The organism is Streptomyces sp. NPDC056347 (genome assembly GCF_042262625.1).
Taxonomy (GTDB): domain Bacteria; phylum Actinomycetota; class Actinomycetes; order Streptomycetales; family Streptomycetaceae; genus Streptomyces.
Genome location: NZ_JBHJQP010000024.1, coordinates 1 through 25,211, shown reverse-complemented (window position 1 = coordinate 25,211; position 25,211 = coordinate 1). Strand labels below are relative to the sequence as shown.

Genomic DNA, 25,211 nt, shown 5'->3' with positions numbered 1-25,211 from the left:
TTGTCCCGCTACCCTAGGTGAACATGAAGATCGCTTTCGTCGGGAAGGGCGGCAGCGGCAAGACGACGCTGTCCTCGCTCTTCATCCGCCATCTCGCAGCCAATGAGGCCCATGTCGTCGCAGTGGACGCCGACATCAACCAGCATCTCGGGGCCGCGCTCGGCCTCGACGACCAGGAGGCCACCGCGCTGCCCGCCATGGGGGCGCATCTGCCGCTGATCAAGGACTACCTGCGCGGCACCAATCCCCGTATCGCCTCCAGCGAGACGATGATCAAGACGACGCCACCCGGTGAGGGCTCACGGCTCCTGCGGGTCCGCGAGGACAACCCGGTCTACGACGCCTGCGCGCGCACGGTCGGGCTGGACGACGGGGAGATCCGGCTGATGGTCACCGGCCCGTTCACCGAATCGGATCTGGGCGTGGCGTGCTACCACTCCAAGGTCGGCGCGGTCGAGCTCTGCCTCAACCATCTCGTCGACGGCCCCGACGACTACGTGGTCGTCGACATGACAGCCGGTTCGGACTCCTTCGCCTCGGGGATGTTCACCCGCTTCGACATGACGTTCCTGGTCGCCGAACCGACCCGCAAGGGCGTCTCCGTCTACCGCCAGTACAAGGAGTACGCGCGGGACTTCGGGGTCGCGCTGAAGGTCATCGGCAACAAGGTGCAGGGCGAGGACGACCTGGAGTTCCTCCGCTCCGAGGTGGGCGACGACCTGCTGGTCACCGTCGGACACTCCGACTGGGTACGGGCGATGGAGAAGGGCCGCCCCTCCCGTTTCGAACTGTTGGAGGCGGAGAACCGGATGGCGCTCCAGGCCTTGCAGAACGCCGCGGAGGACTCGTACGGGCAGCGGGACTGGGGGCGCTACACGCGGCAGATGGTGCACTTCCACCTGAAGAACGCGGAGAGCTGGGGGAACGAGAAGACGGGCGCCGACCTGGCCGCCCAGGTCGATCCCGCCTTCGTCCTCGACGAGCGATACGCGCAGGACGGTGCCGCTCAGCCCGCCTGAGTTCCGCAGGGGAGCCGGCGTCCGCCCGAGCCGCCTGCCGGCGGGCCCGGCTCCTGACTCCCGGCCTCTGACTTCCGGCTTCTGACTTCCGGCTTCTGGCTGCTGGCTGCTGGCTGCTGGCTGCTGGCTGCTGGCTGCTGGCTGCCCGTGCTAGCGGCCGGTCTTTTCCGTACCCCCGAGGAACGCGGCCCATCCGCGCTCGGGGGCCTGACCGACGCCGAGCATGCCGAGCTTCGCCAGCGTCGCCGGGTCCTGCGCGTCCAGCCAGTCGGCCAGTTGCCGGAAGGACACGCAGCGCACGCCCTCCTTGGTGCAGACCGCTGCGATGGTCTGCTCGGCGGCACGCATGTAGGTCCCGCCGTTCCAGGACTCGAAGTGGTTGCCGATGATCAGCGGGGCGCGGTTTCCGTCGTAGGCGCGGTCGAATGCCTGGAGCAGGCCGTCGCGCATCTGGTTGCCCCAGTATTCGTGCATGCCCGGGTCGCCCTGCGTCACGCCCGACTGGTTGAACATGAAGTTGTAGTCCATCGAGAGGGTCTCGAACGCGCGGCCCGGTACGGGGACGAGCTGCATCGAGAGGTCCCAGACGCCGCCCCTCTTCTTCGGCCAGACCTGATCGCCGACCCCGCTGGAGTCGTAGCGGAAACCCATCGTCCGCGCTGCGGCCACCATGTTCTCCCGCCCTTCCAGGCAGGGGGTGCGGCCGCCGACGAGTTCCTCGTCGTAGTCGAAGGGGAGTGGTTTCTCACCTGTGAGACCGGGGTCGTTGGACTTCCAGTTCTTCACGAAGGACTTGGCCTGGCTGATCTCGCTCCTCCACTGATCGACGGACCAGGTGCCGCCGCCTTCGGGGCCGCAGAAGTGGCCGTTGAAGTGCGTGCCGATCTCATTGCCGTCGACCCATGCCCCCCGGACCTGGGTGATCGTGTCGCGGATTCCCTCGGTGTCGTTGAAACCGATGTCGGAGCTGCCCGCGTTGTGCTTCGGCGGGTCGTACAGCTCTCGTTTGCCCTTCGGGAGCATGTACACGCCGCTGAGAAAATACGTCATGGTCGCGTGGTATTTCTTGCCCACCTCGCGGAAGCGGGAGAACAGTTTCTGACTGTCCTCACCCGCGCCGTCCCAGGAGAACACCACGAACTGCGGGGGTTTCTGACCGGGTGCCAGGCGAACGGCCGCGGGCTGTTTCGGCTGGCCGCCGGTGAAGGCGGTGGACCCGTCACCGATGAGCCGGAACACGCTGTTGGGCGCGGCTCCCAGGGCCTGCTTCTTCGGGCCGGGGGCCTGCTTCGCCGCCTCAGGTCCGCCCGCCCCGGGTTCTCCCACCCCGGGACCGACGTCCGTACCGGCGGAGCACCCGGCCACGCCCGCGGTCAGCGCGACGGCCACGGCGCCCAGCGCGACCCGCCCGGTGGCGATCCGCCTCGCGGAGCCCTTCCTCGTAACGGTTTCCTTCGCGGCGGCTCCCGTGGTGGCGGCCATCATCAGCCCACCTCTTCCCTGCAGGTAATTTGCGTCGAAGTCCTGACACGGCGCGGTCAAGTTCGCACATGACTCCGGCAGACCAGCACGACAGGCCGAATGAAAAGATGCTTATTCACCCGAATGGGTGATCGAATAGGATATTTGAGCTCAAGCATGGACGCAGATCTTTACTCTCCATTACTATCTATTTACTGAGAGTTGAGAAATCCCGCCGCTGCACGCCGTGACCCACGGCCGCGTCCCACATTCCGCGACCGCGCTGCCCCGGAGGAGACGGGAACATGTCCGCTTGCGTCCCCACTCGTCATGACCGCACGTCCCGCAGCTCGCGCCCACCACGCGACTCGGGAGTCAAGCAACCGCACAGCCCGCCGCCACCAGGTGGCGGACGCTTCCGTATCGCGGGCTCCGATCTGTCCGCGTCGATCACGGTCTTCCTGCTCGCCGTTCCCATGTCGCTCGGCCTCGCCGTCGCCATGGGCGCCCCACTGGAGGCCGGTCTCATCTCCGCCGCGCTCGGCGGCATCGTCGCCGGACTGCTCGGCGGCACCCCTCTCCAGGTCAGCGGTCCGTCCGCGGGCCTGACGGTCGTCACAGCCGAGCTGATCCAGATCTACGGCTGGCGCACCACCTGCGCGATCACCATCGGCGCCGGGCTCCTGCAGATCCTGCTGGGCTCGCTACGGGCGGCGCGAAGCGCTCTCGCCGTCAGCCCCGCCATCGTCCACGGCACCCTCGCCGGCATCGGCGTGGCGATCGCCCTGGCCCAACTGCACATCGTGCTCGGCGGCTCACCGCAGAGCTCGGCCGTCGCCAACGCCCTCGCGCTCCCCGATCAGTTGGCCCGGGTGAGCCCGGCCGCTCCGCTCATCGGTCTGCTGACCATCACCGTCCTGGTGCTGTGGCCCCGGGCTCCGGGTCGGATCGGCAGAGGGGCACGCCGGGCTCCGGCCGCCCTGGCCGCGGTGGTGACAGCTACGGCAGTGGCCGCTGTCGCCGCTCCCGGCGTCGCCCGGGTCGACCTGCCGTCCTGGCGCTCGCACGCACTGCCGGAGATGCCGCAGGGCCCGGTGCTGGCTCTGGCCACCGCCATGTTCACGATGATGCTGGTGGCCAGTCTGGAATCGCTGCTCGCGGCAGTGGCGGTGGACAAGCTGTCGGCCGCGTCCTCATCACCGGCCCGGCCCGTCGCTTCCGCCCGGCCCGCCGGTTCCGCCCCATCTCTCGCTTCCGCCTCGCCCGGTGCGCCTGCCCCGCCCGGTGCGCCTGCCCCGCCCACCGCGCACATGTTGCCCGTCAGACGGTCCGATCTGGACCGTGAGCTGCGCGCCCAGGGCATCGCCAACGTCCTGTCCGGGCTGGTGGGCGGGCTGGCCGTGTCCGGTGGCGCGGTGCGCAGCTCGGCGAACGTACGCGCCGGGGCCAGGACGCGGGCCTCCACGGTGCTGCACGGCGTCTGGGTGCTGCTCGCCACCGGGTTGCTGGTCACGGTGCTGGAGTGGATCCCGTTGGCCGCGCTCGCCGCGCTGGTGATGATGGTCGGCATCCAGATGGTGAGCTTCGCCCATATCCGCAACGTCCATAGGCACCGCGAATTCCTGGTGTACGCGGCGACGATCACCGGCGTGATCCTCTTCGGCGTGCTCAAGGGGGTGGCGATCGGCATCGCGGTGGCGGTCGTGGTCGCGCTGCACCGGTTGGGCAGAACCCGGATCACGGTCACCGATCAGGGCGAACGGCACCTGGTCGTCGTACGGGGGCAGCTCACGTTCCTCGCCGTCCCCCGGCTCAGCCGTACGCTCGGGCGGCTGCCTCAGGACGGTGATGTGGTCGTCGAGCTGGACGGCTTCTTCATGGACCACGCGGCGTACGAGGCGATCCAGGACTGGAGCACCGCCCAGACCGCCCATGGCGGCAGGGTCGTGTTCACCGGGCGGTCCGGTGGCCGGATCGCCGGGCCCACCTCGGCGGCGCATTCCTGTTGCCGCCCATGGACGCCGTGGCGCAACCATCACTGCCACGACGGCCCCGGTGTCCCCTTGCACAACCCGGCCACCGCGTCGGACACCACGACAGGCACCACGACAGGCACCACGACGGGCACGGCCGCGTGCACGACTCCCGGACCGGTCCGGGGCTCGGAGACGCCCCCTGCCCCGGCCGAAGGCGCGGCTCTCACCGCCCTCCACCACTCCGCCGGCCCAGCGCCCACGCTCCCTGCCGCCACCGCCACCGATGCCGATGCCGATATCCACGCCGCGTCCCGCGTCGCCGCCCAGGTCGGTCTCTCTGCCGACCTCCGCTCCGGCACCGGCGTCGTAGCCGAGGCCGAAACCGTGGCCGGTGCTCAGCGCCGGTCGGGTGGCCATGGGCTGATCAGCGGTCTCAGTTCGTTCCAGCGCAACACCGCTCCGTTGGTCCGCGACGAGCTGGCCCGGCTGGCCGTCGAGGGCCAGCGTCCGTCCCAGCTGTTCATCACCTGTGCGGACTCCCGCCTGGTCACCAGCATGATCACGGCGAGCGGGCCCGGTGATCTGTTCACCGTGCGGAACATCGGCAATCTGGTGCCGTTGCCGAACGCCGGGTCGGGCGACCATTCGGTGGGCGCGGCGATCGAGTACGCGGTGGACGTGCTGAAGGTGGAGTCGATCACCGTCTGCGGGCACTCCGGCTGCGGAGCGATGCAGGCGCTGCTCGGCGCGGGCCCCGACGCGGAGCTTCCCCCCACGTCCCTGTGGCGGTGGTTGAGACACGGGCTGCCGAGCCTGAAGCGGATGGCGTCCCGACACCACGCCTGGGCCAGGATCTCCGGTCGGCTGCCGACCGATGCGCTGGAGCAGCTCTGCCTCACCAATGTGGTCCAGCAACTGGACCATTTGCGGGCACACGAATCGGTGGCGCGTCGGATCGCCGAGGGAACGCTCCGGCTGCACGGGATGTACTTCCACGTCGGCGAGGCACAGGCGTACCTGCTGGCCGAGAGCGCGAGCAGCGGACTGGACCTCGACGAGGTCTTCGACCGCGTGGACCCGACGGGCCCGACAGACCCGGTGGAGCCGGCGGGACCGGCGGCACCGGCAGAACCGGCGAAGCCGATGAAGCCGGGCGGATCCACCGGTTCGGACGAACGAGAACGCAGCGGCGTCTGAACCACCACCGCCTCCGGTCCGTGAGACCTTGTGGTCCTGCCCCCGCATCGCACCGCACCACGTAGCGCCGCTCCGTACGACGTGACACCGCGCGGCATCACGCCGTACGGAGCGCGGGCGGCAGGGCCATGTCTCCGCACATGAGGCGCGTCCGACGCACGCATCTCACGGGACACAGGTCTAAACCATTTCCGGGCAGCCCCTTGTCACCCGGCCTTTGGCCTGATGAGCTATGCCCGGGACACAACGGACACCCTGGGAATGGGAGATGTCGTGAGCAACGAAAGCCTGGCCAATCTGCTTCGTGAGGAGCGGAGGTTCGCACCGCCTGCCGATCTGGCCGCGAACGCCAACGTCAAGGCGGAGGCGTACGAGCAGGCCGAGGCGGACCGGCTGGGCTTCTGGGCCGAGCAGGCCCGCCGCCTGACCTGGGCCACGGAGCCGACCGAGACGCTCGACTGGAGCAACCCGCCCTTCGCGAAGTGGTTCGCGGACGGCAGGCTCAACGTCGCGTACAACTGCGTGGACCGGCACGTCGAGGCCGGCAACGGCGACCGGGTGGCCATCCACTTCGAGGGCGAGCCCGGCGACAGCCGCGCCATCACCTACGCACAGCTCAAGGAAGAGGTCTCCCGGGCCGCCAACGCGCTCACCGAGCTCGGTGTCGGCAAGGGCGACCGGGTCGCGGTCTACCTCCCGATGATCCCCGAGGCCGCCATCGCGATGCTGGCCTGTGCCCGCATCGGTGCCGCGCACTCGGTGGTCTTCGGCGGCTTCTCCGCCGATGCCATCGCCGCCCGTATCCAGGATGCGGACGCCAAGGTCGTCATCACCGCCGACGGCGGCTACCGTCGCGGCAAGCCGTCCGCGCTGAAGCCCGCCGTGGACGACGCCGTGTCCCGTATCGACAGCGTCGAGCACGTCGTCGTGGTCCGGCGCACCGGGCAGGACACCGCGTGGACCGAGGGCCGCGACATCTGGTGGCACGAGATCACCGGCCGCCAGTCCGCCGAGCACACCCCCGAGGCCTTCGAGGCGGAGCAGCCGCTCTTCATCCTCTACACCTCCGGCACCACGGGTAAGCCGAAGGGCATCCTGCACACCTCCGGCGGCTACCTGACCCAGGCCGCGTACACCCACAACGCGGTCTTCGACCTCAAGCCGGAGACCGATGTCTTCTGGTGCACCGCCGACATCGGCTGGGTGACCGGCCACTCGTACATCGTCTACGGCCCGCTGGCCAACGGCGCGACGCAGGTCATGTACGAGGGCACTCCCGACTCCCCGCACCAGGGGCGTTTCTGGGAGATCGTGCAGAGGTACGGCGTCACGATCCTCTACACCGCGCCGACCGCGATCCGCACGTTCATGAAGTGGGGAGACGACATCCCCGCCAAGTTCGACCTGAGCAGCCTCCGGGTTCTCGGTTCGGTCGGTGAGCCGATCAACCCCGAGGCCTGGATGTGGTACCGCAAGCACATCGGCGCCGACAAGTGCCCGATCGTGGACACCTGGTGGCAGACCGAGACCGGCGCGATGATGATCGCGCCGCTGCCGGGCGTGACGGAGACCAAGCCGGGCAGCGCCCAGCGCGCCCTGCCCGGGATCGCGGCCACCGTCATCGACGACGAGGCCAACGAGGTTCCGAACGGCGGGGGCGGCTACCTCGTCCTCACCGAGCCGTGGCCGTCGATGCTCCGCACCATCTGGGGCGACGACCAGCGCTTCATCGACACCTACTGGTCGCGCTTCGAGGGCAAGTACTTCGCGGGCGACGGCGCCAAGAAGGACGAGGACGGCGACATCTGGCTGCTCGGCCGGGTCGACGACGTGATGCTCGTGTCCGGGCACAACATCTCGACCACCGAGGTCGAGTCGGCGCTCGTCTCGCACCCCTCGGTCGCCGAGGCTGCCGTGGTCGGCGCCGCCGACGAGACGACCGGCCAGTCCATCGTGGCCTTCGTGATACTGCGTGGTTCGGCCGAATCCTCGGACGAGCTCGTCGCCGAGCTGCGCAACCACGTCGGCGCCACGCTCGGCCCGATCGCCAAGCCGAAGCGGATCCTGCCGGTCGCCGAGCTGCCGAAGACCCGCTCCGGCAAGATCATGCGGCGTCTGCTGCGCGATGTCGCCGAGAACCGCGAGCTGGGGGACGTCACGACCCTCACCGACTCCTCGGTCATGGACCTCATCCAGAACCAGCTGCCGTCGTCCTCCGAGGACTGAACGGCTCCGAGCACTGAACGGCTCCGAGCACTGAGCGGCTCCAAGGACTGAGCGGCTCCGAGCACGGAGAAGCCGACGAGGGACCGACCGCGCCCTCCCGGCCCTCCCCGAGGGGCGTCCCGCGACACGCCGGACGCCCCTCGGGCGTTTCCCGGGCGTTTCCCGGGCGCTCAAAGCGAAGATCATCGGGTGTAGCCCCGCGCACCCCGGGTACAGTGGCAGACGCGCCAACAAGTGAATAAGAAAATCTCCACAGGGGTGCCGGGAAGTCTGGTCGGCAAGTGCATCAGCCATGCCATCGCTGCCGAACCGACCCGGAGGTCCTTGCCCGTGGCCGCGCCCACCCCCAGCCGCCGTACGTTTCTCGGCCGGCTCTCCCTTCCTGAGCGGAACTACCTCGCCGACGCCCTGCGCACCGAGACCGTCGGCGGCGTCATACTCCTGGTCGCCGCGGTGGCCGCGCTGGTGTGGGCGAACGCCTTCGGCTCCAGTTACTCCGCCGTCAGCGATTTCCACCTCGGGCCCGAATCGCTGGGCCTCAACCTCTCCGTGGCCCACTGGGCGGCGGACGGGCTGCTCGCGATCTTCTTCTTCGTCGCGGGGGTCGAGCTCAAGCGGGAGCTGGTCGCGGGCGAACTGCGCGACCCCAAGGCGGCCGCCCTCCCGGTCGTCGCCGCACTGTGCGGAATGGCGGTCCCGGCCCTCGTATACGTCCTGGTCAACGTGGTCGGCGGAGGTTCGACGGGCGGCTGGGCCGTGCCGACCGCCACCGACATCGCCTTCGCACTCGCCGTGCTCGCGGTCATCGGCACCTCGCTGCCGAACGCGCTGCGTGCCTTCCTGCTGACGCTCGCCGTCGTCGACGACCTCTTCGCGATCCTGATCATCGCGGTCTTCTTCACCGAGCAGATCAACTTCATGGCCCTGGGCGGCGCCGTCGCCGGCCTGGCCGTCTTCTACCTGCTGCTGCGCAGGAACGTGCGCGGCTGGTACGTCTACGTGCCGCTCGCCCTGGTGATCTGGGGCCTGATGTACAACAGCGGCATCCACGCCACGATCGCCGGCGTCGCCATGGGCCTGATGCTCCGCTGCACCCCGCGTGACGGCGAGACCCACTCGCCCGGCGAGCGCATCGAGCATTTGATCCGCCCGCTGTCGGCCGGTCTCGCCGTACCGCTGTTCGCGCTGTTCTCCGCCGGTGTCGCCCTGTCCGGTGGCGCGCTGGCCCACATCTTCACCCGCCCCGAGACGCTCGGGGTCGTCCTCGGCCTGGTCGTCGGCAAGACCGTGGGCATCTTCGGCGGTACGTGGCTGGCCACCCGCTTCAGCAAGGCGGAGCTGAACAAGGAGCTGGCCTGGGCGGACGTCTTCGCGGTCGCCACCCTCGCGGGGATCGGCTTCACCGTCTCCCTGCTCATCGACGAGCTGGCCTTCGCCGGGGACCAGAACACCATCAACGAGGTCAAGGCCGCCGTACTGTTCGGCTCGCTGACGGCCGCCGTCCTCGCCACGGTGCTGCTCAAACTCCGGGTACGGAAGTACCGCATGCTCCACGAGGCGGAGGAGCTCGACGAGGACGCGGACGGGGTACCCGACGTGTACGAGCAGGACGACCCGGAGTACCACCTGCGGATGGCCGCGATCCACGAGAAGAAGGCGGCGGAGCACCGGCGCCTTGCCGAACTGGCGGGGGCAGCGAGCAGCAAGCCGGACAGTCCGGCATGATCTGACACCGGATGTGTTGAGCAGGAGAGCAGGAGAGGGAGTCAGGGATGAGCGACCCCGGCAACAACGCGGGCCAAACCGACCGTAGTCTCGGGCAGCTGGTCGCCACGGCGACGGCCGAGATGTCCGCACTGGTGCACGACGAGATCGCCCTGGCCAAGGCCGAGGTACGACAGGACGTCAGGCGCGGCATCACCGGCAGCGCGGTGATCATCATCGCGGGTGTGCTCGTCCTGTTCTCGATCCCGGTGCTGAGCTTCGCGGCGGCGTACGGAATCCACCACCTGGGGCCCGGGCTGGGCTGGTCGTTCCTGATCGTGTGGGGCGTCTTCATCCTCTTGGCCGTACTGCTCGCGCTGTTCGCCGTCGCCAAGCTCAAGAAGGTCAGGCCGCCGGAGAAGTCCATCGCCTCGGCCAAGCAGACGGCGGCCGTGCTGCAGGGCGTCAAGCCGCACCCGCGGCCCGCCGTGCCCGCCGGTACGCGCCGTCCGGCCGTCTCGGGCAGCACGCTGACGGGCACCGGCACGGAGAAGGCGCCGGTCCAGGACAAGCCCTCCGGTGTGGCACGCTCGTCTGCATGACGGTCCGCGATTCCAGCTCATCCGGTCCCGGCCCCCGCCCCGGCCCGGGCCCCGGCGCCACGCCCGGCCCCGACGGCCCGTCCGGCTCCTTCGCCCCGGACGCCCCGGACGCCCCGGCGGCGCCGGCCGGCTCCGGCGGGCCGGTACGGATCGACGGCCCCTGGACCCACCGGGACGTGGCGGCCAATGGCGCCCGTTTCCACATCGCCGAGCTCGGCGAGGGGCCGCTGGTGCTGCTGCTGCACGGCTTCCCGCAGTTCTGGTGGACCTGGCGCCACCAGCTCACCGCGCTGGCCGACGCCGGTTTCCGGGCCGTGGCGATGGACCTGCGCGGGGTCGGCGGCAGCGACCGTACTCCCAGGGGTTACGACCCCGCCAACCTGGCGCTCGACGTCACCGGCGTGATCCGCTCGCTCGGCGAGCCGGACGCGGCCCTGGTCGGCCACGATCTGGGCGGCTACCTCGCCTGGACGGCCGCCGTGATGCGCCCGAAGCTGGTGCGCCGTCTGGTGGTCTCGTCGATGCCGCACCCGCGCCGCTGGCGCTCCTCCATGCTCTCCGACCCGGCGCAGACGCGGGCCGGCTCGTACGTCTGGGGCTTCCAGCGCCCCTGGGTTCCGGAGCGTCAGCTCGTCGCGGACGACGCGGACCTGGTCGGCCGGCTGATCCGGGACTGGGCCGGTCCCCGCACCCCGGACTTTCCCGACGACGCGGCGCTGGACGTCTACCGGCGCGCGATGTGCATCCCGTCGACGGCGCACTGCTCGATCGAGCCGTACCGCTGGATGGTGCGGTCCCTCGCCCGGCCGGACGGGATCCAGTTCAACCGCCGGATGAAACTTCCGGTGCGGGTACCGACGCTGCATCTGCACGGCTCACTCGATCCGGCGGTCCGCACGCGCAGTTCGGCCGGTTCCGGCGAGTATGTCGAAGCGCCGTACCGATGGCGACTTTTCGACGGTCTCGGGCACTTCCCGCACGAGGAGGACCCGATCGGTTTCTCCGCGGAGCTCATCAGCTGGCTCAAGGATCCCGAGCCCGATCGGTAGCCGTACGGGCGCAGTTGTCCGGCGAACGGCCAATTGCCCGGCGCATAGGCCAATTGGCTGACGGATGGGCGGTTACCGACCATGGGGCACGGGCAGACGTCCCGGTATGGGCTGGACGCACGAATTCGGTGATGCAGCACGCAACCGCCGCTCGACCGCCACGGCTGGTCCGAGCACTCACGAGGGGGACGGCCCGCAGGGCCGGGTGCGCGATATGCATGGTCTGCACGATCCCCAGCTGGGCATTCCGCGCATTCTGCGCCGTCGGGCCCGCTGGGTCTCGGCGCGATTGCGCCATCCACGCGGATGATCTCCGTCCTGGCCGGCCGGTGAGGGCTCACCGGCCGGACGGGACGTCACCTCGGCTCTCTCCCCCGCCCCGGCGGGGGAAGGCGGCTCAGAGTGCGCACGCCTGGCTGTCGACCTGCTGGTTGGCGGACCGGCCGCGCTCGATGTCCTGGCGGATCTCGTCGGCCGTCAGCGCGTAGCCCGTTTCGGGGTCGTCGAGCGACTTGGCGAAGACGACGCCGTACACATCACCCTCGGGGGTCAGCAGCGGTCCGCCGGAGTTGCCCTGACGGACCGTCGCGTAGAGGGAGTACACATCGCGGCGGACGGTGCTGCGGTGGTAGATGTCCGGACCCTTGGCGTCGATGCGGCCGCGTACGCGTGCGGCCCGTACGTCGTACGAGCCGTTCTCCGGGAAGCCCGCGACGATGGCGCTGTCACCGCTGCGGGCGTCCCCCTCGGCGTCGGCGAACTTCAGCGGCTTCGCGTCGAGGTCCGGTACGTCGAGTACGGCGATGTCGCGGCGCCAGTCGTACAGGACGACCTTCGCGTCGTACAGCCGGCCCTGGCCGCCGATCTGGACGGTCGGTTCCTCGACGCCGCCGACGACATGGGCGTTGGTCATCACCCGGCGGTCGGAGAAGACGAAGCCGGTGCCTTCGAGGACCTTGCCGCAGCTCGGGGCCGTACCGACGACCTTGACGATGGACTTCCGGGCACGGGCCGCGACGGGGCTGCCGACCAGCGCCGGGTCCGGGGCACGGACCTCGGTGATCGGTTCGTTGGCGAACGGGCTGAAGACCTGCGGGAAGCCGTTCTGCGCGAGGACCGAGGAGAAGTCCGTGAACCAGGTGGACGCCTGGTTGGGCACCACCCGGGAGATCCCGAGCAGCACCGATGAGCTGCGGACCTCCTTGCCCACCGTCGGCAGGGACGTGCCGGCCAGCGCGGAGCCGATCAGCCAGGCGACCAACAGCATCGCGACGACGTTGACCAGGGCGCCGCCCGTGGCGTCGAGTGCGCGCGCGGGCGACCAGGTGATGTACCGGCGCAGCTTGCTGCCCAGGTGGGTGGTGAACGCCTGGCCCACCGAGGCGCAGACGATCACGATGACGACGGCGACGACGGCGGCCGTCGACGAGACCTCGGAGCCGTCCGTCAACTGGTCCCACAGGATCGGCAGCAGGTAGACGGCGACGAGACCGCCGCCCAGGAAGCCGATCACCGACAGGATGCCGACGACGAAACCCTGTCGGTAGCCGATGACCGCGAACCATACGGCGGCGGCCAGCAGCAGGATGTCCAGCACGTTCACCGTCTATAGCCTCGCAGATTCGTCACCGGGCCCGTTCCCCTTCGGCTGGGTCCGGGTGGGGCCGGACGACGCAGCACGGGTCAGCCTGTCATGCACGCCAGTCGAGCGGCACCTGCCTGGCCGCGTCCCAGGGGCGCTCCCAGCCCGCGAAGTGCAGGATGCGGTCGATCACCCCGGCCGTGAAACCCCACACCAGGGCTGATTCGACCAGGAACGCCGGGCCGCTGTGCCCGCTCGGGTGAACCGCGGTCGCCCGGTTGGCCGGGTCCGTGAGATCTGCCACGGGAACGGTGAAGACCCGGGCGGTCTCACCCGGATCGACGACACCGACCGGGCTCGGCGACCGCCACCAGCCGAGGACCGGCGTCACGACGAAGCCGCTCACCGGGATGTACAGCCGGGGCAGTACGCCGAAGATCTGGACCCCCTGCGGATCGAGGCCGGTCTCCTCCCTGGCCTCCCGCAGCGCAGCTCTGAGCGGCCCGGTGGTCGTCTGGTCACCGTCCTCCGGGTCCAGGGAGCCGCCGGGGAAGGACGGCTGCCCGGCGTGCGAACGCAGACTGCCGGAGCGCTCCATGAGCAGCAGCTCCGGACCGCGCTCGCCCTCGCCGAAGAGCACGAGCACGGCCGACTGCCGCCCGACACCGCTCTCCGGCGGCAGGAAGCGGCTGAGCTCGTCGGGCCGGACCGTCCGCGCCGCGTGCGCGACGGGATCGAGCCAGGCCGGCAGCCCCTCGGCCGTGACGGTGACCTCGTCGGCGGCGGAACCGGCGGCAGCGGCGCGGTTGGCGGCGGCTCCGCCGGCGGCCGACTTCGCCGCCGTGCTCTGTTCATGCGTCTTCATAGGCACCCCTCGTCTCACAACGACTGTCGTCACGCTTTTCGTTCCGGCCGCTCCCGCACCGGCCGGAACCAGACGCGCGGGACCGGGGCCCGTCCGTCAGCCGGCGCCGAGCGGCGGCGCGGGCTTGCCGGGGTAGTCGGCCGGCGGGCTGAGCCGCTGCCCCGGGTGGCCGCCCATCTCGTACTTCAGCAGCTTCCGCGCCTTCTCGGGGTCCGTCTCGCCCTCGCCGTACGCGGGGCAGAGCGGGGCGATCGGGCAGGCACCGCAGGCGGGTTTGCGGGCGTGGCAGATGCGGCGGCCGTGGAAGACGACGCGGTGCGAAAGCATCGTCCACTCGCTCTTGGGGAAGATCGTGGCGATCTCGGCCTCGACCTTCTCCGGATCCTCCTGCTCCGTCCACCGCCAGCGGCGGACCAGCCTGCCGAAATGGGTGTCCACGGTGATCCCGGGAACGCCGAAGGCATTGCCCAGCACGACATTGGCGGTCTTGCGGCCGACCCCGGGGAGCGTGACGAGATCTTCGAGCCGCCCCGGCACCTCACCTCCGAAGCGGTCCCTGAGCGCCACGGAGAGCCCTATCAGCGACTTGGTCTTGGCCCGGAAGAATCCGGTCGGCCGGATCAGCTCCTCCATCTCCTCCGGGACGGCGGCGGCCATGTCCTCGGGGGTGGGGTAGGCGGCGAAGAGCGCGGGGGTGGTCTGGTTGACCCTCAGGTCGGTGGTCTGGGCGGAGAGGACCGTGGCGACCAGGAGCTCGAAGGGATTCCTGAAGTCCAGCTCGGGGTGGGCGTACGGGTAGAGCTCGGCGAGCTCACGGTTGATGCGGCGGGCCCGGCGCACCATTGCCAGCCGCGATTCCGGCTTCCGCCCGGCTCCTGCCGCGGCCTGCCCGGTTCTGGCCTTGGACGTCCCGGTGTTCTTCTTCGCCGCTCCGGATCCGGCCTTCACCGTGCCGGTTGTGGACTTCGCCCTGCCGGATGTGGACTTCACCGCTCCAGCCTTCACCGCTCCGCTTCCGGACTTGCCCGCTCCGGTTTTCATCGCTCTCCTCGGGTGAATCGAGCCCTGTTCGCCCACAGCGGAATCACGTCCTCCCGACACCCCATCAGCCCCCTTGGCCTGTGCTCTCACCGGCGGTTTGGACACCCGGCCAGCCTAGAGCCACGCACTGACATCCGCCCCTGTCACCGTGCATCCGCCCCCGATCGGCCCCCTGCCGCACGGTTCGGCACGCCCGTGCGTCAAACTGGTTTGTGATTGATCGCACTGTTTTACCGTCCGGCATGATGGGGACCACGGTTCCCTGTACAGGCCGACAAGGAGAGAATTCGTGGACGACGTTCTGCGGCGCGCCCCGCTTTTCGCGGCGCTCGATGATGAGCAGGCCGCGGAGCTCCGCGCCTCGATGAGTGAGGTGACCCTCGCACGCGGTGACGCGCTCTTCCACGAGGGCGACCCGGGCGACCGCCTCTACGTGGTCACCGAGGGCAAGGTGAAGCTCCACCGCACCTCCCCCGACGGCCGCGAGAACATGCTGGCGGTCCTCGGCCCCGGCGAGCTGATCGGTGAGCTGTCGCTCTTCGACCCGGGCCCGCGTACCGCCACCGCCACCGCGCTGACCGAGGTCAAGCTCCTCGGCCTCGGCCACGGTGACCTGCAGCCCTGGCTGAACGCCCGCCCCGAGGTGGCCACGGCCCTGCTGCGCGCCGTCGCCCGCCGCCTGCGCAAGACCAACGACCAGATGTCCGACCTGGTCTTCTCCGACGTGCCGGGCCGTGTCGCCCGCGCCCTTCTCGACCTGTCGCGCCGCTTCGGCGTCCAGTCGGAGGAAGGCATCCACGTCGTCCACGACCTGACCCAGGAGGAGCTGGCCCAGCTGGTCGGTGCCTCCCGCGAGACGGTCAACAAGGCACTCGCCGACTTCGCCGGACGCGGCTGGCTGCGCCTGGAGGCCCGTGCCGTGATCCTGCTGGACGTGGAGCGCCTGGCGAAGCGGTCCCGCTAGGACCCCGCGCTGCCCGTACGTGAGGCCCCGCCGCCCGGCGGGGCCTCACGCGTGTTCCGGGCCGCCCGCCGGCCCCGGTCCGCTCGCCGCGGTCCCCGGCAGCCTCACCGGCTCACCGGCCCGCGTGGCTCAGACCAGCCCGTGCTCGCCCAGGTACTCCAGCTGTGCCAGCACCGAGAGCTGCGCGGCGGGCCACAGGGAGCGGTCCACATCCGCGTACACCCGCGCCACCACCTCCGGCGCCGTCCGGTATCCGGCCTCGACCGCCGACTCCACCTGAGCCAGCCGGTGGGCGCGGTGCGCGAGGTAGAACTCGATCGCGCCCTGCGCGTCGTCCAGCACCGGCCCGTGCCCCGGCAGCACCGTGCACACACCGTCGTCGACGGTCAGCGAACGCAGCCGCCGCAACGAGTCCAGGTAGTCGCCGAGCCGCCCGTCCGGATGGGCGACGACCGTCGTACCGCGACCGAGGACGGTGTCCCCGGTCAGCACCGCACGGTCGGCGGGCAGGTGGAAGGAGAGCGAGTCCGCGGTGTGGCCGGGGGTCGGTACCACCCGCAGCTCGAGGCCGCCGGTCGTGATCACGTCGCCGGTGGTCAGCCCCTCGTCACCCAGCCGCAGCGCCGGGTCCAGGGCGCGCACCTTGGTCCGGGTCAGCTCGGCGAAGCGCGCCGCGCCCTCCGCGTGGTCGGGGTGCCCATGGGTGAGCAGGGTGAGTGCGACCCGGCGGCCGGATCGCTCGGCGGCGTCGATCACGGCCCGCAGGTGCCCGTCGTCCAGCGGGCCCGGGTCGATGACGACGGCCAGGTCGGAATCGGGCTCCGCGACGATCCAGGTGTTCGTGCCGTCCAGCGTCATCGCCGAGGCGTTGGGAGCGAGGACGTTCACGGTACGGCTGGTGGCGGGGCCGGACAGGACCCCGCCGCGCGGCTGCCCGGGAAGGGCCGCGGCCTCGCTCATCCGGCCCCACCGCTCGCGCCGCCGCCCGGTATGTGCCCGGCGGGCCCGATGTGCTCAGCGGGCCCGCTGTGCTCGGTGTGCTTGATGTGCTTGGTGAACTCGTCGTGTCCCGGCCAGCTCAGCACCAGCTCGTCCCCCTCCAGCCTCGCCCGTGCCAGTACGGGGGTGAGGTCCTGGGACTCCGCGGCCCTCAGGGCCTCGTCGGCCGTCCCGTACGGCCTCAGCGTCCGCAGCGTGGCCACGGTCGGCGGCATCATCAGCAGCTCGCCCCGGTCGTACCCGTCGGCCGCCTCGCCCGGGGCGATCCACACCGTGCGGTCGGCCTCCGTGGAGGCGTTGCGGGTGCGCTGGCCCTCGGGGAGCGCGGCGACGAAGAACCACGTGTCGTAGCGGCGGGGCTCGAATTCGGGGGTGATCCAGCGCGCCCAGGCACCCAGCAGGTCGGAACGGAGCACCAGCCCCCGCCGGTCGAGGAACTCGGCGAAGGACAGCTCCCGGGCGACCAGCGCCGCCCGGTCGGCCTCCCAGTCGGCGCCCGTGGTGTCGCCCACCACCGTGCCGGCGCTCTCCCCGGCGAGCAGGACGCCCGCTTCCTCGTAGGTCTCGCGGACCGCGGCGCACACGATGGCCTGGGCCTCGGCCGGGGTCTCGACGCCCAGCCGCTCCGCCCAGCTCTCCAGCGCGGGTCCGGCCCAGGCGACCAGGCGGTCGTCGTCGCGCGGGTCGACCCCGCCACCCGGATAGGCGTAGGCGCCTCCGGCGAAGGCCATGGAGGTGCGGCGGCGCAGCATGTGGACGGCGGGGCCGTTGCCCGTACCGGCTGCGGAGTCCCGGAGCAGCATCACGGTGGCGGCCCGCTTCGGGGTGCCGGGCCTCAGCTCACCCGCGGCAAGTGCCCGGATCCGGTCGGGCCATTCCGGTGGGTACCACTGACCATTGGACATGGCCGGAGGCTATCCGGAACCGCGCCGATGTTCGAGAGGTGCACGAACCCGTGGACGAATGATCCCGCCCGGTCGCCGGGACCGGACGGGATCGAAGAACAACAGCGGGATCAGGAACGACAGAGAGCGAAGGCCCGAACCTCAGGCTCCGGTCAGCTCGACCTGGATCTCGACCTCGACCGGCGCATCCAGCGGCAGCACCGCGACGCCCACCGCGCTCCGCGCGTGCACGCCCTTCTCGCCGAGCACCTCGCCCAGCAGCTCGCTGGCGCCGTTGATCACGGCCGGCTGCCCGGTGAAGTCGGAGGCGGAGGCCACGAAGCCCACCACCTTCACCACCCGGGCGATCCGGTCCAGGTCGCCCGCGACGGACTTCACGGCGGCCAGCGCGTTGAGCGCGCAGGTCCGCGCCAGGTCCTTGGCCTCGTCGGGCGTGACCTCCGCACCGACCTTGCCGGTGACCGCGAGCTTGCCGCCCACCATCGGCAGCTGGCCTGAGGTGTACACGTACACCCCGGACCGCACGGCCGGCTGGTACGAGGCCAGCGGAGGCACCACGTCCGGCAGCGTCAGCCCGAGCTCGGCGAGCTTCGCCTCGACCGCGCCCGCCACTACGCCTTCTCCCGCTTCAGGTAGGCCACGAGCTGCTCGGGGTTGTTCGGGCCGGGAACGACCTGGACCAGCTCCCAGCCGTCCTCGCCCCAGGTGTCCAGAATCTGCTTGGTCGCGTGCACGAGAAGGGGCACGGTCGCGTATTCCCACTTGGTCATGGCCCGACTGTAATACCTGGCACGCACGGCCTCGTGCGTAGCGTGCGGCACGACTGGTTAGGCTCGAATACGTGAGCAGGTTCCAGGTCGTCAGCGGCAAGGGCGGTACCGGTAAGACCACGGTCGCCGCCGCCCTCGCGCTCGCCCTCGCGACCGAGGGCAAGCGGACCCTCCTCGTGGAGGTCGAGGGCAGGCAGGGCATCGCCCAGCTCTTCGAGACGGAGTCCCTTCCGTACGAGGAGCGCAAGATCGCCGTCGCGCCGGGCGGCGGCGAGGTGTACGCCCTCGCCATCGACGCCGAGCGCGCCCTGCTCGACTACCTCCAGATGTTCTACAAGCTGGGCAGCGCGGGCCGGGCGCTCAAGAAGCTCGGCGCGATCGACTTCGCCACCACGATCGCGCCCGGCGTGCGCGACGTGCTGCTGACCGGCAAGGCCTGCGAAGCCGTACGCCGCAAGGACAAGCAGAACCGGTACGTCTACGACCACGTGATCATGGACGCCCCGCCCACCGGCCGCGTCACCCGCTTCCTCAACGTGAACGACGAGGTGGCCGGGCTGGCCCGGATCGGCCCGATACACAACCAGGCCCAGGCCGTGATGCGGGTGCTGAAGTCCCCCGAGACCGCCGTCCACCTGGTGACGCTGCTGGAGGAGATGCCGGTCCAGGAGACCGCCGACGGCATCGCCGAGCTGCGCGCCGCCGAGCTGCCGGTGGGCCGGGTCATCGTGAACATGGTGCGGCCCCATCTGATGGACGAGGAAACCCTGCGCACCGCCGCGGCCGGCCGCCGCAAGGAGATCGCCAAGGCGCTGACGCGGGCCGGAGTGACCGGCTCCGCCGCGCTCGTACGTCCCCTGGTCGAGCAGGCCGCCGAGCACGCCCAGCGCGTGGAGCTGGAACGCGAACAACGCGCCGTGCTCAGGGAGCTGGGGCTGCCCGGGTACGAACTCCCGCTGATCGGCGAGGGGATGGACCCGGCCGGTCTCTACGAACTGGCGATCGAGCTCCGCAAACAGGGCGTGGCCGACGAATCGGCACAGGCGGTGGACGCATGACACAGCACGAGGACACGGACACCGCCGCCCCCGTCCCCGCTCCCGCCCTGGACACCGACGCGCTGCTCGACGATCCGGACATCCGGATCGTCGTCTGCTGCGGCTCGGGCGGCGTCGGCAAGACCACGACCGCCGCGGCCCTCGGCGTACGGGCGGCCGAGCGCGGCCGCAAGGTCGTCGTCCTGACCATCGACCCGGCCCGCAGGCTCGCGCAGTCCATGGGCATCGATTCGCTGGACAACGTCCCGCGCCGGGTGCCGGGCATCAAGGGCGAGGATGCGGGCGAGGGCAGGGGCGGAAGCGGGGGCGGGGGCGGAGACGAGGACGCGGGCCCCGGAGAGCTCCACGCCATGATGCTCGACATGAAGCGGACCTTCGACGAGATCGTCGAGGCGCACGCGGACGCCGAGCGGGCCCGCGCGATCCTGGAGAACCCCTTCTACCAGTCGCTGTCGGCCGGCTTCGCGGGCACCCAGGAGTACATGGCGATGGAGAAGCTCGGGCAGCTGCGCGCGCGCAACGAGTGGGACCTGATCATCGTCGACACCCCTCCGTCGCGCTCCGCACTGGACTTCCTGGACGCGCCGAAACGGTTGGGCTCGTTCCTCGACGGGAAGTTCATCAAGCTGCTGATGGCCCCGGCGAAGATGGGCGGCCGGGCCGGGATGAAGTTCCTGAACGTCGGCATGTCGATGATGACGGGCACCCTGGGCAAGCTGCTCGGCGGGCAGTTCCTGCGTGACGTACAGACCTTCGTCGCGGCGATGGACACCATGTTCGGCGGATTCCGCACCCGGGCCGATGCCACCTACCGACTGCTCCAGGCGCCCGGTACGGCGTTCCTGGTCGTCGCGACGCCCGAGCGGGACGCGCTGCGCGAGGCGGCGTACTTCGTGGAACGGCTGGCCGCGGAGGAGATGCCGCTGGCCGGCCTGGTGCTCAACCGGGTCCAGGGCAGCGAAGCCTCCCGGCTCTCCGCGGAGCAGGCCCTCGCCGCCGCAGAAAATCTTGACGGATTCGGCATTGTGGATCAGACGGCCGGGAAGGCTGGACATCGTGACCGGGCTGATCGGTCGGCCCACTCCCCCGAAGCCGCCGTCGCCCCCACAGTCACGTCCGAGACCCCTGAGCCCGCCGAGCACGCGAACACCAAGAACCACAAGCACAGCAAACACACCAAGAACACCCAGCACGCCGACAACAGCGAGCACGACGAGAACGCGGAGAACGTCGACACCACGGAGAGCATCGAGGAGTTGACCGCGGGCCTGCTGCGCCTGCACGCCGAGCGCATGCAGGTGGTCGCGCGCGAACAACGTACGCGTGACCGCTTCACCGCACTGCACCCCGAGGTCGCGGTCGTCCACGTCGCCGCGCTTCCCGGTGATGTACACGACCTGGAGGGACTCCGGGCCGTGGGCGACCGGCTCGCGACCGGTTCCGCTTCCGCGTCGGCCGGAGCTGTTTAACCGCCCGCTCGTCCTATCCCACCGCGGCGTACCTCGCGTGCAGTTCGTCGTCGTCCAGCCCGATCGCCACGGGCAGGATGCCCGTCGACTGCTCGTACTCGCTGCGCGCGGTCTCCAGCAGCCGGCGCCAGGACGTGACGGTGGGACGCCTGCGCAGCAGTGCGCGGCGCTCCCGCTCGGTCATCCCGCCCCACACGCCGAATTCGACGCGATTGTCCAGCGCATCGGCCAGGCACTCGGTCCGCACCGGGCATCCGGTGCACACCGCCTTGGCCCTGTTCTGCGCTGCCCCTTGTACGAACAGTTCATCCGGATCGGTAGTGCGGCAGGCTGCCTGCGCACTCCAGTCGGTTACCCAGCCCATCACGGCGCCGTCCTCTCCCGAATCGAGGCTCCCCCACGGCGGCAGCGGCATATTCACCGCTGCCAGTTGAGGACGTTACGGAAGGTGGCGACAGCACAACACCCCCTTCGGGCCCAATCTTGAATGGCCCGAACGGACTATGCGTATACGGCAGATCACCCAGAGGAGTGAGGCGAGGGCATATAAGAAGACTCCGATCGAACCGGGACACTTCCACCGGTTCAGAACGGACGTTCGGTGACACACAAGGCGAATTCGGGTGCGCCTTGGTTCGTGGCCGGGCTGTGCACGGGGGTTGATGCGGGACCGGACTGCTGTGACAGTTGGGAGCAGCTTAGGCCAAGGCATATACGTGTGTCCGGCGAATGAGAACGTAGACACCTCACGTTGCTATGCCGTCAAGTCGACGGGGTCGGGGCCTCGAACAACGACGACCTCGCGGATAGCCTTTGCGGCATGACTGAATCGGCTCCTGCCCAGCGCTTCTTGCCGACGTGGGAGCAGGTAGTCGCGCTGTGGGACTTCGTCCACGGACGGACGTATGCGGCCGCGGCTCCGACCATCCGTCTCAATGGGGAGCCGCCTCACGCTCCGGGTTCCGATCTGGCGCGTGTGGCGGAGGTCAACGGCGCCCTCTACGAAGTGACGTCCCACCTGTGCCGACGGCTGTATGACGAGTTTGAGAACGGCGTTCCTGGCCCCATTGCCGATGCGTCTTGGGATGCCCTCCTCACGATCACGGCAGCCTGGCGGGATGACCCCGAGCTGCCGTCCTGGGTGAACGAGCTGCTGCCGGTCAAGCCGCGCTGACCGCGAGCTCAGGCAGTCCTGGGAACGGGGATTCCTCGTCGAAAAGCTCGCCCTGCTGAAGGCAGTGGCAGAGCTGTCCGATCATGCGGTTGAAGAGGTTGCGCCGGGCGGCTGCATGCCAGTCGCCTTGTTCGCGGCGGCGCCGGTAGTGGGCGTTGGCCCCGGTGGATGCCCGTAGGGAGGCGAAGGCCCAGAGGCAGCCGGCATGGTTGAGCCGGTCGTTCTTCACCCAGCGTCTGGTGATGGCGGACTTCTTGCCGGAGGCACGGGTGATGGGTGAGGAGCCGGCGTAGGCCTTCAGGCCGCAGGCGTCGGCGAAGCGGGTGCGGTCGTCGCCGATCTCGGCCAGGACGCGAGCGGCGAGCTGGGTGCCGAGGCCGGGGAAGCTCAGCAGGATCTCGGCGTCCGGGTACTGAGGGAAGGCCTCTTCCACCGCTTCGGCGAGCTGGTCGGCGGCGGTGCAGGCCGCGTCCAGTTGGATGAGGAGGGCGAGCATCTGCTTGCCGAGCGCGTCCTCGACCAGCGGCGGCCCTGGACGCCGCCGCTCTCTTAATAGGGCATCGATGCCAGGTGAGTTTTGGGCATACGTCCAGCGCCGACGGGCGCCAACACTGCTTGTGGTGGCGACCACGGAGACACCGGACGCCACCGCTCTACATGGAGACATCGACGACTGGTGTTCAAAAGGCATCCGCCCGGCGCCCATGTGATCGCCACCACTCGCGCCAGACCGCGCACCGATCTACGTTGAGGCCTCCACGGCCCGGCTGCACCTGGATGTCACGGTCTGGTACTCGAACGCTCCAAGAAGCACCCGCTCCTACGGAACGCTCATAACTACGGATTAGGCTGCCCCCATGCCAAAGAAGCGCTCGGGCGGGGGTCTCTCTACGACCCAGCAGGCCGCCAAGTTCCTCGGTGTCGCCGCACTCTCCGGAGTTGTCCTCGCGGGCATCGCGCTGCCGGCCGCCGGAGCACTCGGTCTCGCGACCAAGGGGACGGTCGAGGGATTCGACGAGATCCCCTCCAATCTGAAGACTCCGCCGCTGAGCCAGCGCACCACGATCCTGGACAGCAAGGGCGGCCTGATCGCCTCGGTGTACTCGCGCGACCGCACGGTGGTCCCGCTGAAGGACATCTCGCCGTACATGCAGCAGGCGATCGTCGCGATCGAGGACGCCCGTTTCTACAAGCACGGGGCCGTGGACCTCAAGGGCATCCTGCGCGCGATGAACCGCAACGTGCAGTCGGGCGGCACCGCGCAGGGCGCGTCGACGCTGACCCAGCAGTACGTGAAGAACGTCTTCGTCGAGGAGGCGGGCGACGACCCAGACAAGGTCGCGCAGGCCACCCAGCAGACGATGGGCCGCAAGATCCAGGAGCTGAAGTACGCGATCCAGGTCGAGGAGGAGCTCGGCAAGAAGAAGATCCTGGAGAACTACCTCAACATCACCTTCTTCGGGCAGCAGGCCTACGGCATCGAGGCCGCCTCCCAGCGCTACTTCTCCAAGCAGGCGAAGGACCTGACGCTGGAGGAGTCCGCGCTGCTGGCCGGTGTGGTGCAGTCGCCGAGCCGTTTCGACCCGGTCAATGACGCGGCCGAGGCGACCAAGCGTCGCAACATCGTGCTCCAGCGCATGGCCGACGTCGGGAACATCTCGCAGAAGGCCGCCGACAAGGCGAAGGCGACCCCGATCAAGCTGCACATCAAGAAGCCGAAGAACGGCTGCATCACCGCGACCAGCGGCGCCGGTTTCTTCTGCGACTACGTACGCCACGTCTTCCTCACCGACCCGGTCTACGGCAAGACCAAGGAGGAACGGGCCAAGCTCTGGAACCAGGGCGGTCTCACGATCCGCACGACGCTCGACCCGCAGTCCCAGCAGTCGGTGCAGGACTCGATCGCCCAGCACGTCTACAAGTCGGACAAGGTCGCCACGGCCGTGACCCTGGTCCAGCCGGGAACCGGCCGGATCATGGGCATGGGCCAGTCCAAGCCGTACGGCTTCGGGAACGACGAGACCCAGTACAACTACTCGGTCAACAAGGACATGGGCGGTTCGAACTACGGCTTCCCGAGCGGTTCGACGTTCAAGCCGTTCGTCGCCGCGGCCGCCATCGAGCGGGGAAAGCCCGCCACCCAGGTCTACTCCTCGCCGTACGAGATGCCGTACCCGTCGGTGCAGACCTGCGACAAGCCGTACGTGAACACGACCGGCGAGACGGTGCCGAACGAGGACGAGTCGGAGCGCGGCCCGTACGCGCTGAAGGAGGCGATGGCGAAGTCCGTCAACACCTACTTCATCCAGATGGTGCAGGACATCGGCCTCTGCCCGGTGACGCAGCTGACGGACAAGCTCGGCGTGATCCAGGGCAACGGCGCGAAGCTGCCGCAGACCCCCGCCATCGCGCTCGGCACGGAAGGCATGTCCCCGCTGACGATGGCCAGCGCGTACGCCACGTTCGCCAACCGCGGCACGTACTGCACGCCGATCGCCGTGCAGTCGGTCCGCAAGGCGAACGGCCGCTCGCTCCCGGTCCCCAAGACCTCCTGCTCGCAGGCCATGTCCCCGACGACCGCCGACACGGTCAACACCCTGCTGCGCGGCGTGATCGACTCCGGTACGGGTAAGCAGGCCGGGCTCCAGAGCCGCGACAGCGCGGGCAAGACGGGTACCACCGACTTCCGCAAGAACGCCTGGTTCGTCGGGTACACGCCGAACATGTCCGGCGCCGTCTGGGTCGGCAGCCCGACCCAGGGCGTCAGGATGGAGAACATCACCATCGGCGGCGTCTACCAGGAGAAGGTCTACGGCGGACAGGTCCCCGGACCGATCTGGCGCGACGCGATGACGGGCGCCCTCTCCGGAGTGGCCGCCCCGCCCTTCAACACGGTGAACATCCCCGACCCGCAGAAGAACACCCCGGACAAGGGCAAGGGCGGGAACGGGGGCCGCGACCACAACCGGCCCGGCAACGGGGGCGGCAAGCCCGGCAACGGGAATCCGTTCCCGGGCATGACCATCCCGCCGAACCTGGACGGCGGCGCCAACGGCGGCGGCCGCCACGGCCAGACCGACGGCGGCTCGCAGGGCCCCTGAGCCACCCGGCCCGCACCTCCGTAGAACGGAATCAGGGGCCTTCCGGCGG

General features: G+C 69.9%; 21 protein-coding genes and 1 pseudogene. 12 read left to right on the top strand and 10 right to left on the bottom strand.

What is annotated here, in order from left to right; genetic code table 11:
* Window positions 1-23 precede the first annotated feature (23 nt).
* Entirely contained in the window at window positions 24-1,019 is a 996-nt protein-coding gene (locus ACFCV8_RS08830) for an ATP-binding protein (RefSeq protein WP_376684586.1), read from the top strand.
* Window positions 1,020-1,169: 150 nt separating this feature from the next.
* Here the strand turns inward: ACFCV8_RS08830 and ACFCV8_RS08825 are convergent, their stop codons facing one another.
* Window positions 1,170-2,504 carry a hypothetical protein gene (locus tag ACFCV8_RS08825; protein WP_376684585.1) on the bottom strand — a complete coding sequence of 445 codons (1,335 nt, stop codon included), beginning with the start codon at window positions 2,502-2,504 and terminating at the stop codon, window positions 1,170-1,172.
* 281 nt (window positions 2,505-2,785) lie between these two features.
* Between ACFCV8_RS08825 and ACFCV8_RS08820 the strand changes: the two genes are divergently transcribed.
* The 6 genes from ACFCV8_RS08820 to ACFCV8_RS08795 all read left to right on the top strand — a co-directional run bounded on the left by ACFCV8_RS08820 (window position 2,786) and on the right by ACFCV8_RS08795 (window position 11,544).
* The gene (locus tag ACFCV8_RS08820; protein WP_376684584.1) at window positions 2,786-5,653 is read left to right on the top strand and encodes a SulP family inorganic anion transporter; all 2,868 of its coding nucleotides are present in this window, start codon (window positions 2,786-2,788) and stop codon (window positions 5,651-5,653) included.
* 261 nt (window positions 5,654-5,914) lie between these two features.
* Window positions 5,915-7,879, top strand: a complete 1,965-nt coding sequence (acs, locus tag ACFCV8_RS08815; protein ID WP_376684583.1) for an acetate--CoA ligase — start codon at window positions 5,915-5,917, stop codon at window positions 7,877-7,879.
* A gap of 330 nt (window positions 7,880-8,209) precedes the next feature.
* Window positions 8,210-9,604, top strand: coding sequence for a Na+/H+ antiporter NhaA (gene nhaA, locus ACFCV8_RS08810; RefSeq protein WP_376684582.1), 1,395 nt, complete (start codon window positions 8,210-8,212; stop codon window positions 9,602-9,604).
* A gap of 47 nt (window positions 9,605-9,651) precedes the next feature.
* The gene (locus ACFCV8_RS08805) at window positions 9,652-10,185 is read left to right on the top strand and encodes a phage holin family protein (RefSeq protein ID WP_376684581.1); all 534 of its coding nucleotides are present in this window, start codon (window positions 9,652-9,654) and stop codon (window positions 10,183-10,185) included.
* A complete protein-coding gene (locus ACFCV8_RS08800; RefSeq protein ID WP_376684580.1) occupies window positions 10,182-11,234 on the top strand; it encodes an alpha/beta fold hydrolase in 1,053 nt (350 codons plus the stop codon). Before ACFCV8_RS08805 ends, ACFCV8_RS08800 begins: the two co-directional genes overlap by 4 nt.
* 106 nt (window positions 11,235-11,340) lie before the next feature.
* Window positions 11,341-11,544, top strand: a complete 204-nt coding sequence (locus ACFCV8_RS08795) for a hypothetical protein (RefSeq protein WP_376684579.1) — start codon at window positions 11,341-11,343, stop codon at window positions 11,542-11,544.
* An 87-nt stretch (window positions 11,545-11,631) separates the two neighbouring features.
* Here ACFCV8_RS08795 and ACFCV8_RS08790 read toward each other — a convergent pair whose 3' ends face one another.
* The 3 genes from ACFCV8_RS08790 to nth form a co-directional block, all read right to left on the bottom strand.
* Window positions 11,632-12,837: a MarP family serine protease gene (locus tag ACFCV8_RS08790; RefSeq protein WP_376684578.1), complete on the bottom strand. Its 1,206-nt coding sequence runs from the start codon at window positions 12,835-12,837 to the stop codon at window positions 11,632-11,634.
* A gap of 88 nt (window positions 12,838-12,925) precedes the next feature.
* Window positions 12,926-13,681, bottom strand: coding sequence for an NUDIX hydrolase (locus ACFCV8_RS08785; protein ID WP_376684577.1), 756 nt, complete (start codon window positions 13,679-13,681; stop codon window positions 12,926-12,928).
* A 96-nt stretch (window positions 13,682-13,777) separates the two neighbouring features.
* Window positions 13,778-14,758 (bottom strand): endonuclease III, encoded by a 981-nt coding sequence (nth, locus tag ACFCV8_RS08780; protein WP_376684576.1) that lies wholly within the window; start codon window positions 14,756-14,758, stop codon window positions 13,778-13,780.
* A gap of 253 nt (window positions 14,759-15,011) precedes the next feature.
* Here nth and ACFCV8_RS08775 point away from each other — a divergent pair, with 253 nt between their 5' ends.
* Window positions 15,012-15,686 (top strand): Crp/Fnr family transcriptional regulator, encoded by a 675-nt coding sequence (locus ACFCV8_RS08775; RefSeq protein WP_014046869.1) that lies wholly within the window; start codon window positions 15,012-15,014, stop codon window positions 15,684-15,686.
* Between the two features lie 129 nt (window positions 15,687-15,815).
* Here the strand turns inward: ACFCV8_RS08775 and ACFCV8_RS08770 are convergent, their stop codons facing one another.
* The 4 genes from ACFCV8_RS08770 to ACFCV8_RS08755 all read right to left on the bottom strand — a co-directional run bounded on the left by ACFCV8_RS08770 (window position 15,816) and on the right by ACFCV8_RS08755 (window position 18,360).
* Window positions 15,816-16,646 (bottom strand): MBL fold metallo-hydrolase, encoded by an 831-nt coding sequence (locus ACFCV8_RS08770; protein ID WP_376684575.1) that lies wholly within the window; start codon window positions 16,644-16,646, stop codon window positions 15,816-15,818.
* A complete protein-coding gene (locus ACFCV8_RS08765; RefSeq protein ID WP_376684574.1) occupies window positions 16,643-17,590 on the bottom strand; it encodes an NUDIX hydrolase in 948 nt (315 codons plus the stop codon). The genes ACFCV8_RS08770 and ACFCV8_RS08765 overlap by 4 nt, the downstream gene beginning before the upstream one ends.
* A gap of 141 nt (window positions 17,591-17,731) precedes the next feature.
* A complete protein-coding gene (locus ACFCV8_RS08760; RefSeq protein ID WP_376684573.1) occupies window positions 17,732-18,202 on the bottom strand; it encodes a RidA family protein in 471 nt (156 codons plus the stop codon).
* A complete protein-coding gene (locus tag ACFCV8_RS08755; protein ID WP_003967454.1) occupies window positions 18,202-18,360 on the bottom strand; it encodes a DUF4177 domain-containing protein in 159 nt (52 codons plus the stop codon). Before ACFCV8_RS08755 ends, ACFCV8_RS08760 begins: the two co-directional genes overlap by 1 nt.
* 71 nt (window positions 18,361-18,431) lie before the next feature.
* Between ACFCV8_RS08755 and ACFCV8_RS08750 the strand changes: the two genes are divergently transcribed.
* Both ACFCV8_RS08750 and ACFCV8_RS08745 read left to right on the top strand, forming a co-directional pair.
* Window positions 18,432-19,418, top strand: coding sequence for an ArsA family ATPase (locus ACFCV8_RS08750; protein ID WP_376684572.1), 987 nt, complete (start codon window positions 18,432-18,434; stop codon window positions 19,416-19,418).
* The gene (locus ACFCV8_RS08745; protein WP_376684571.1) at window positions 19,415-20,887 is read left to right on the top strand and encodes an ArsA family ATPase; all 1,473 of its coding nucleotides are present in this window, start codon (window positions 19,415-19,417) and stop codon (window positions 20,885-20,887) included. Before ACFCV8_RS08750 ends, ACFCV8_RS08745 begins: the two co-directional genes overlap by 4 nt.
* A gap of 13 nt (window positions 20,888-20,900) precedes the next feature.
* Here the strand turns inward: ACFCV8_RS08745 and ACFCV8_RS08740 are convergent, their stop codons facing one another.
* Entirely contained in the window at window positions 20,901-21,251 is a 351-nt protein-coding gene (locus ACFCV8_RS08740) for a WhiB family transcriptional regulator (RefSeq protein ID WP_366299087.1), read from the bottom strand.
* A gap of 456 nt (window positions 21,252-21,707) precedes the next feature.
* Here ACFCV8_RS08740 and ACFCV8_RS08735 point away from each other — a divergent pair, with 456 nt between their 5' ends.
* Window positions 21,708-22,061 carry a hypothetical protein gene (locus tag ACFCV8_RS08735; RefSeq protein WP_376684570.1) on the top strand — a complete coding sequence of 118 codons (354 nt, stop codon included), beginning with the start codon at window positions 21,708-21,710 and terminating at the stop codon, window positions 22,059-22,061.
* Here ACFCV8_RS08735 and ACFCV8_RS08730 read toward each other — a convergent pair.
* Window positions 22,048-22,587: pseudogene (locus ACFCV8_RS08730) on the bottom strand (IS110 family transposase); the annotation flags it as partial. The gene ACFCV8_RS08735 and the pseudogene ACFCV8_RS08730 overlap by 14 nt on opposite strands.
* 331 nt (window positions 22,588-22,918) lie before the next feature.
* Here ACFCV8_RS08730 and ACFCV8_RS08725 point away from each other — a divergent pair.
* Entirely contained in the window at window positions 22,919-25,162 is a 2,244-nt protein-coding gene (locus tag ACFCV8_RS08725) for a transglycosylase domain-containing protein (protein ID WP_376684569.1), read from the top strand.
* Window positions 25,163-25,211: the final 49 nt, after the last annotated feature.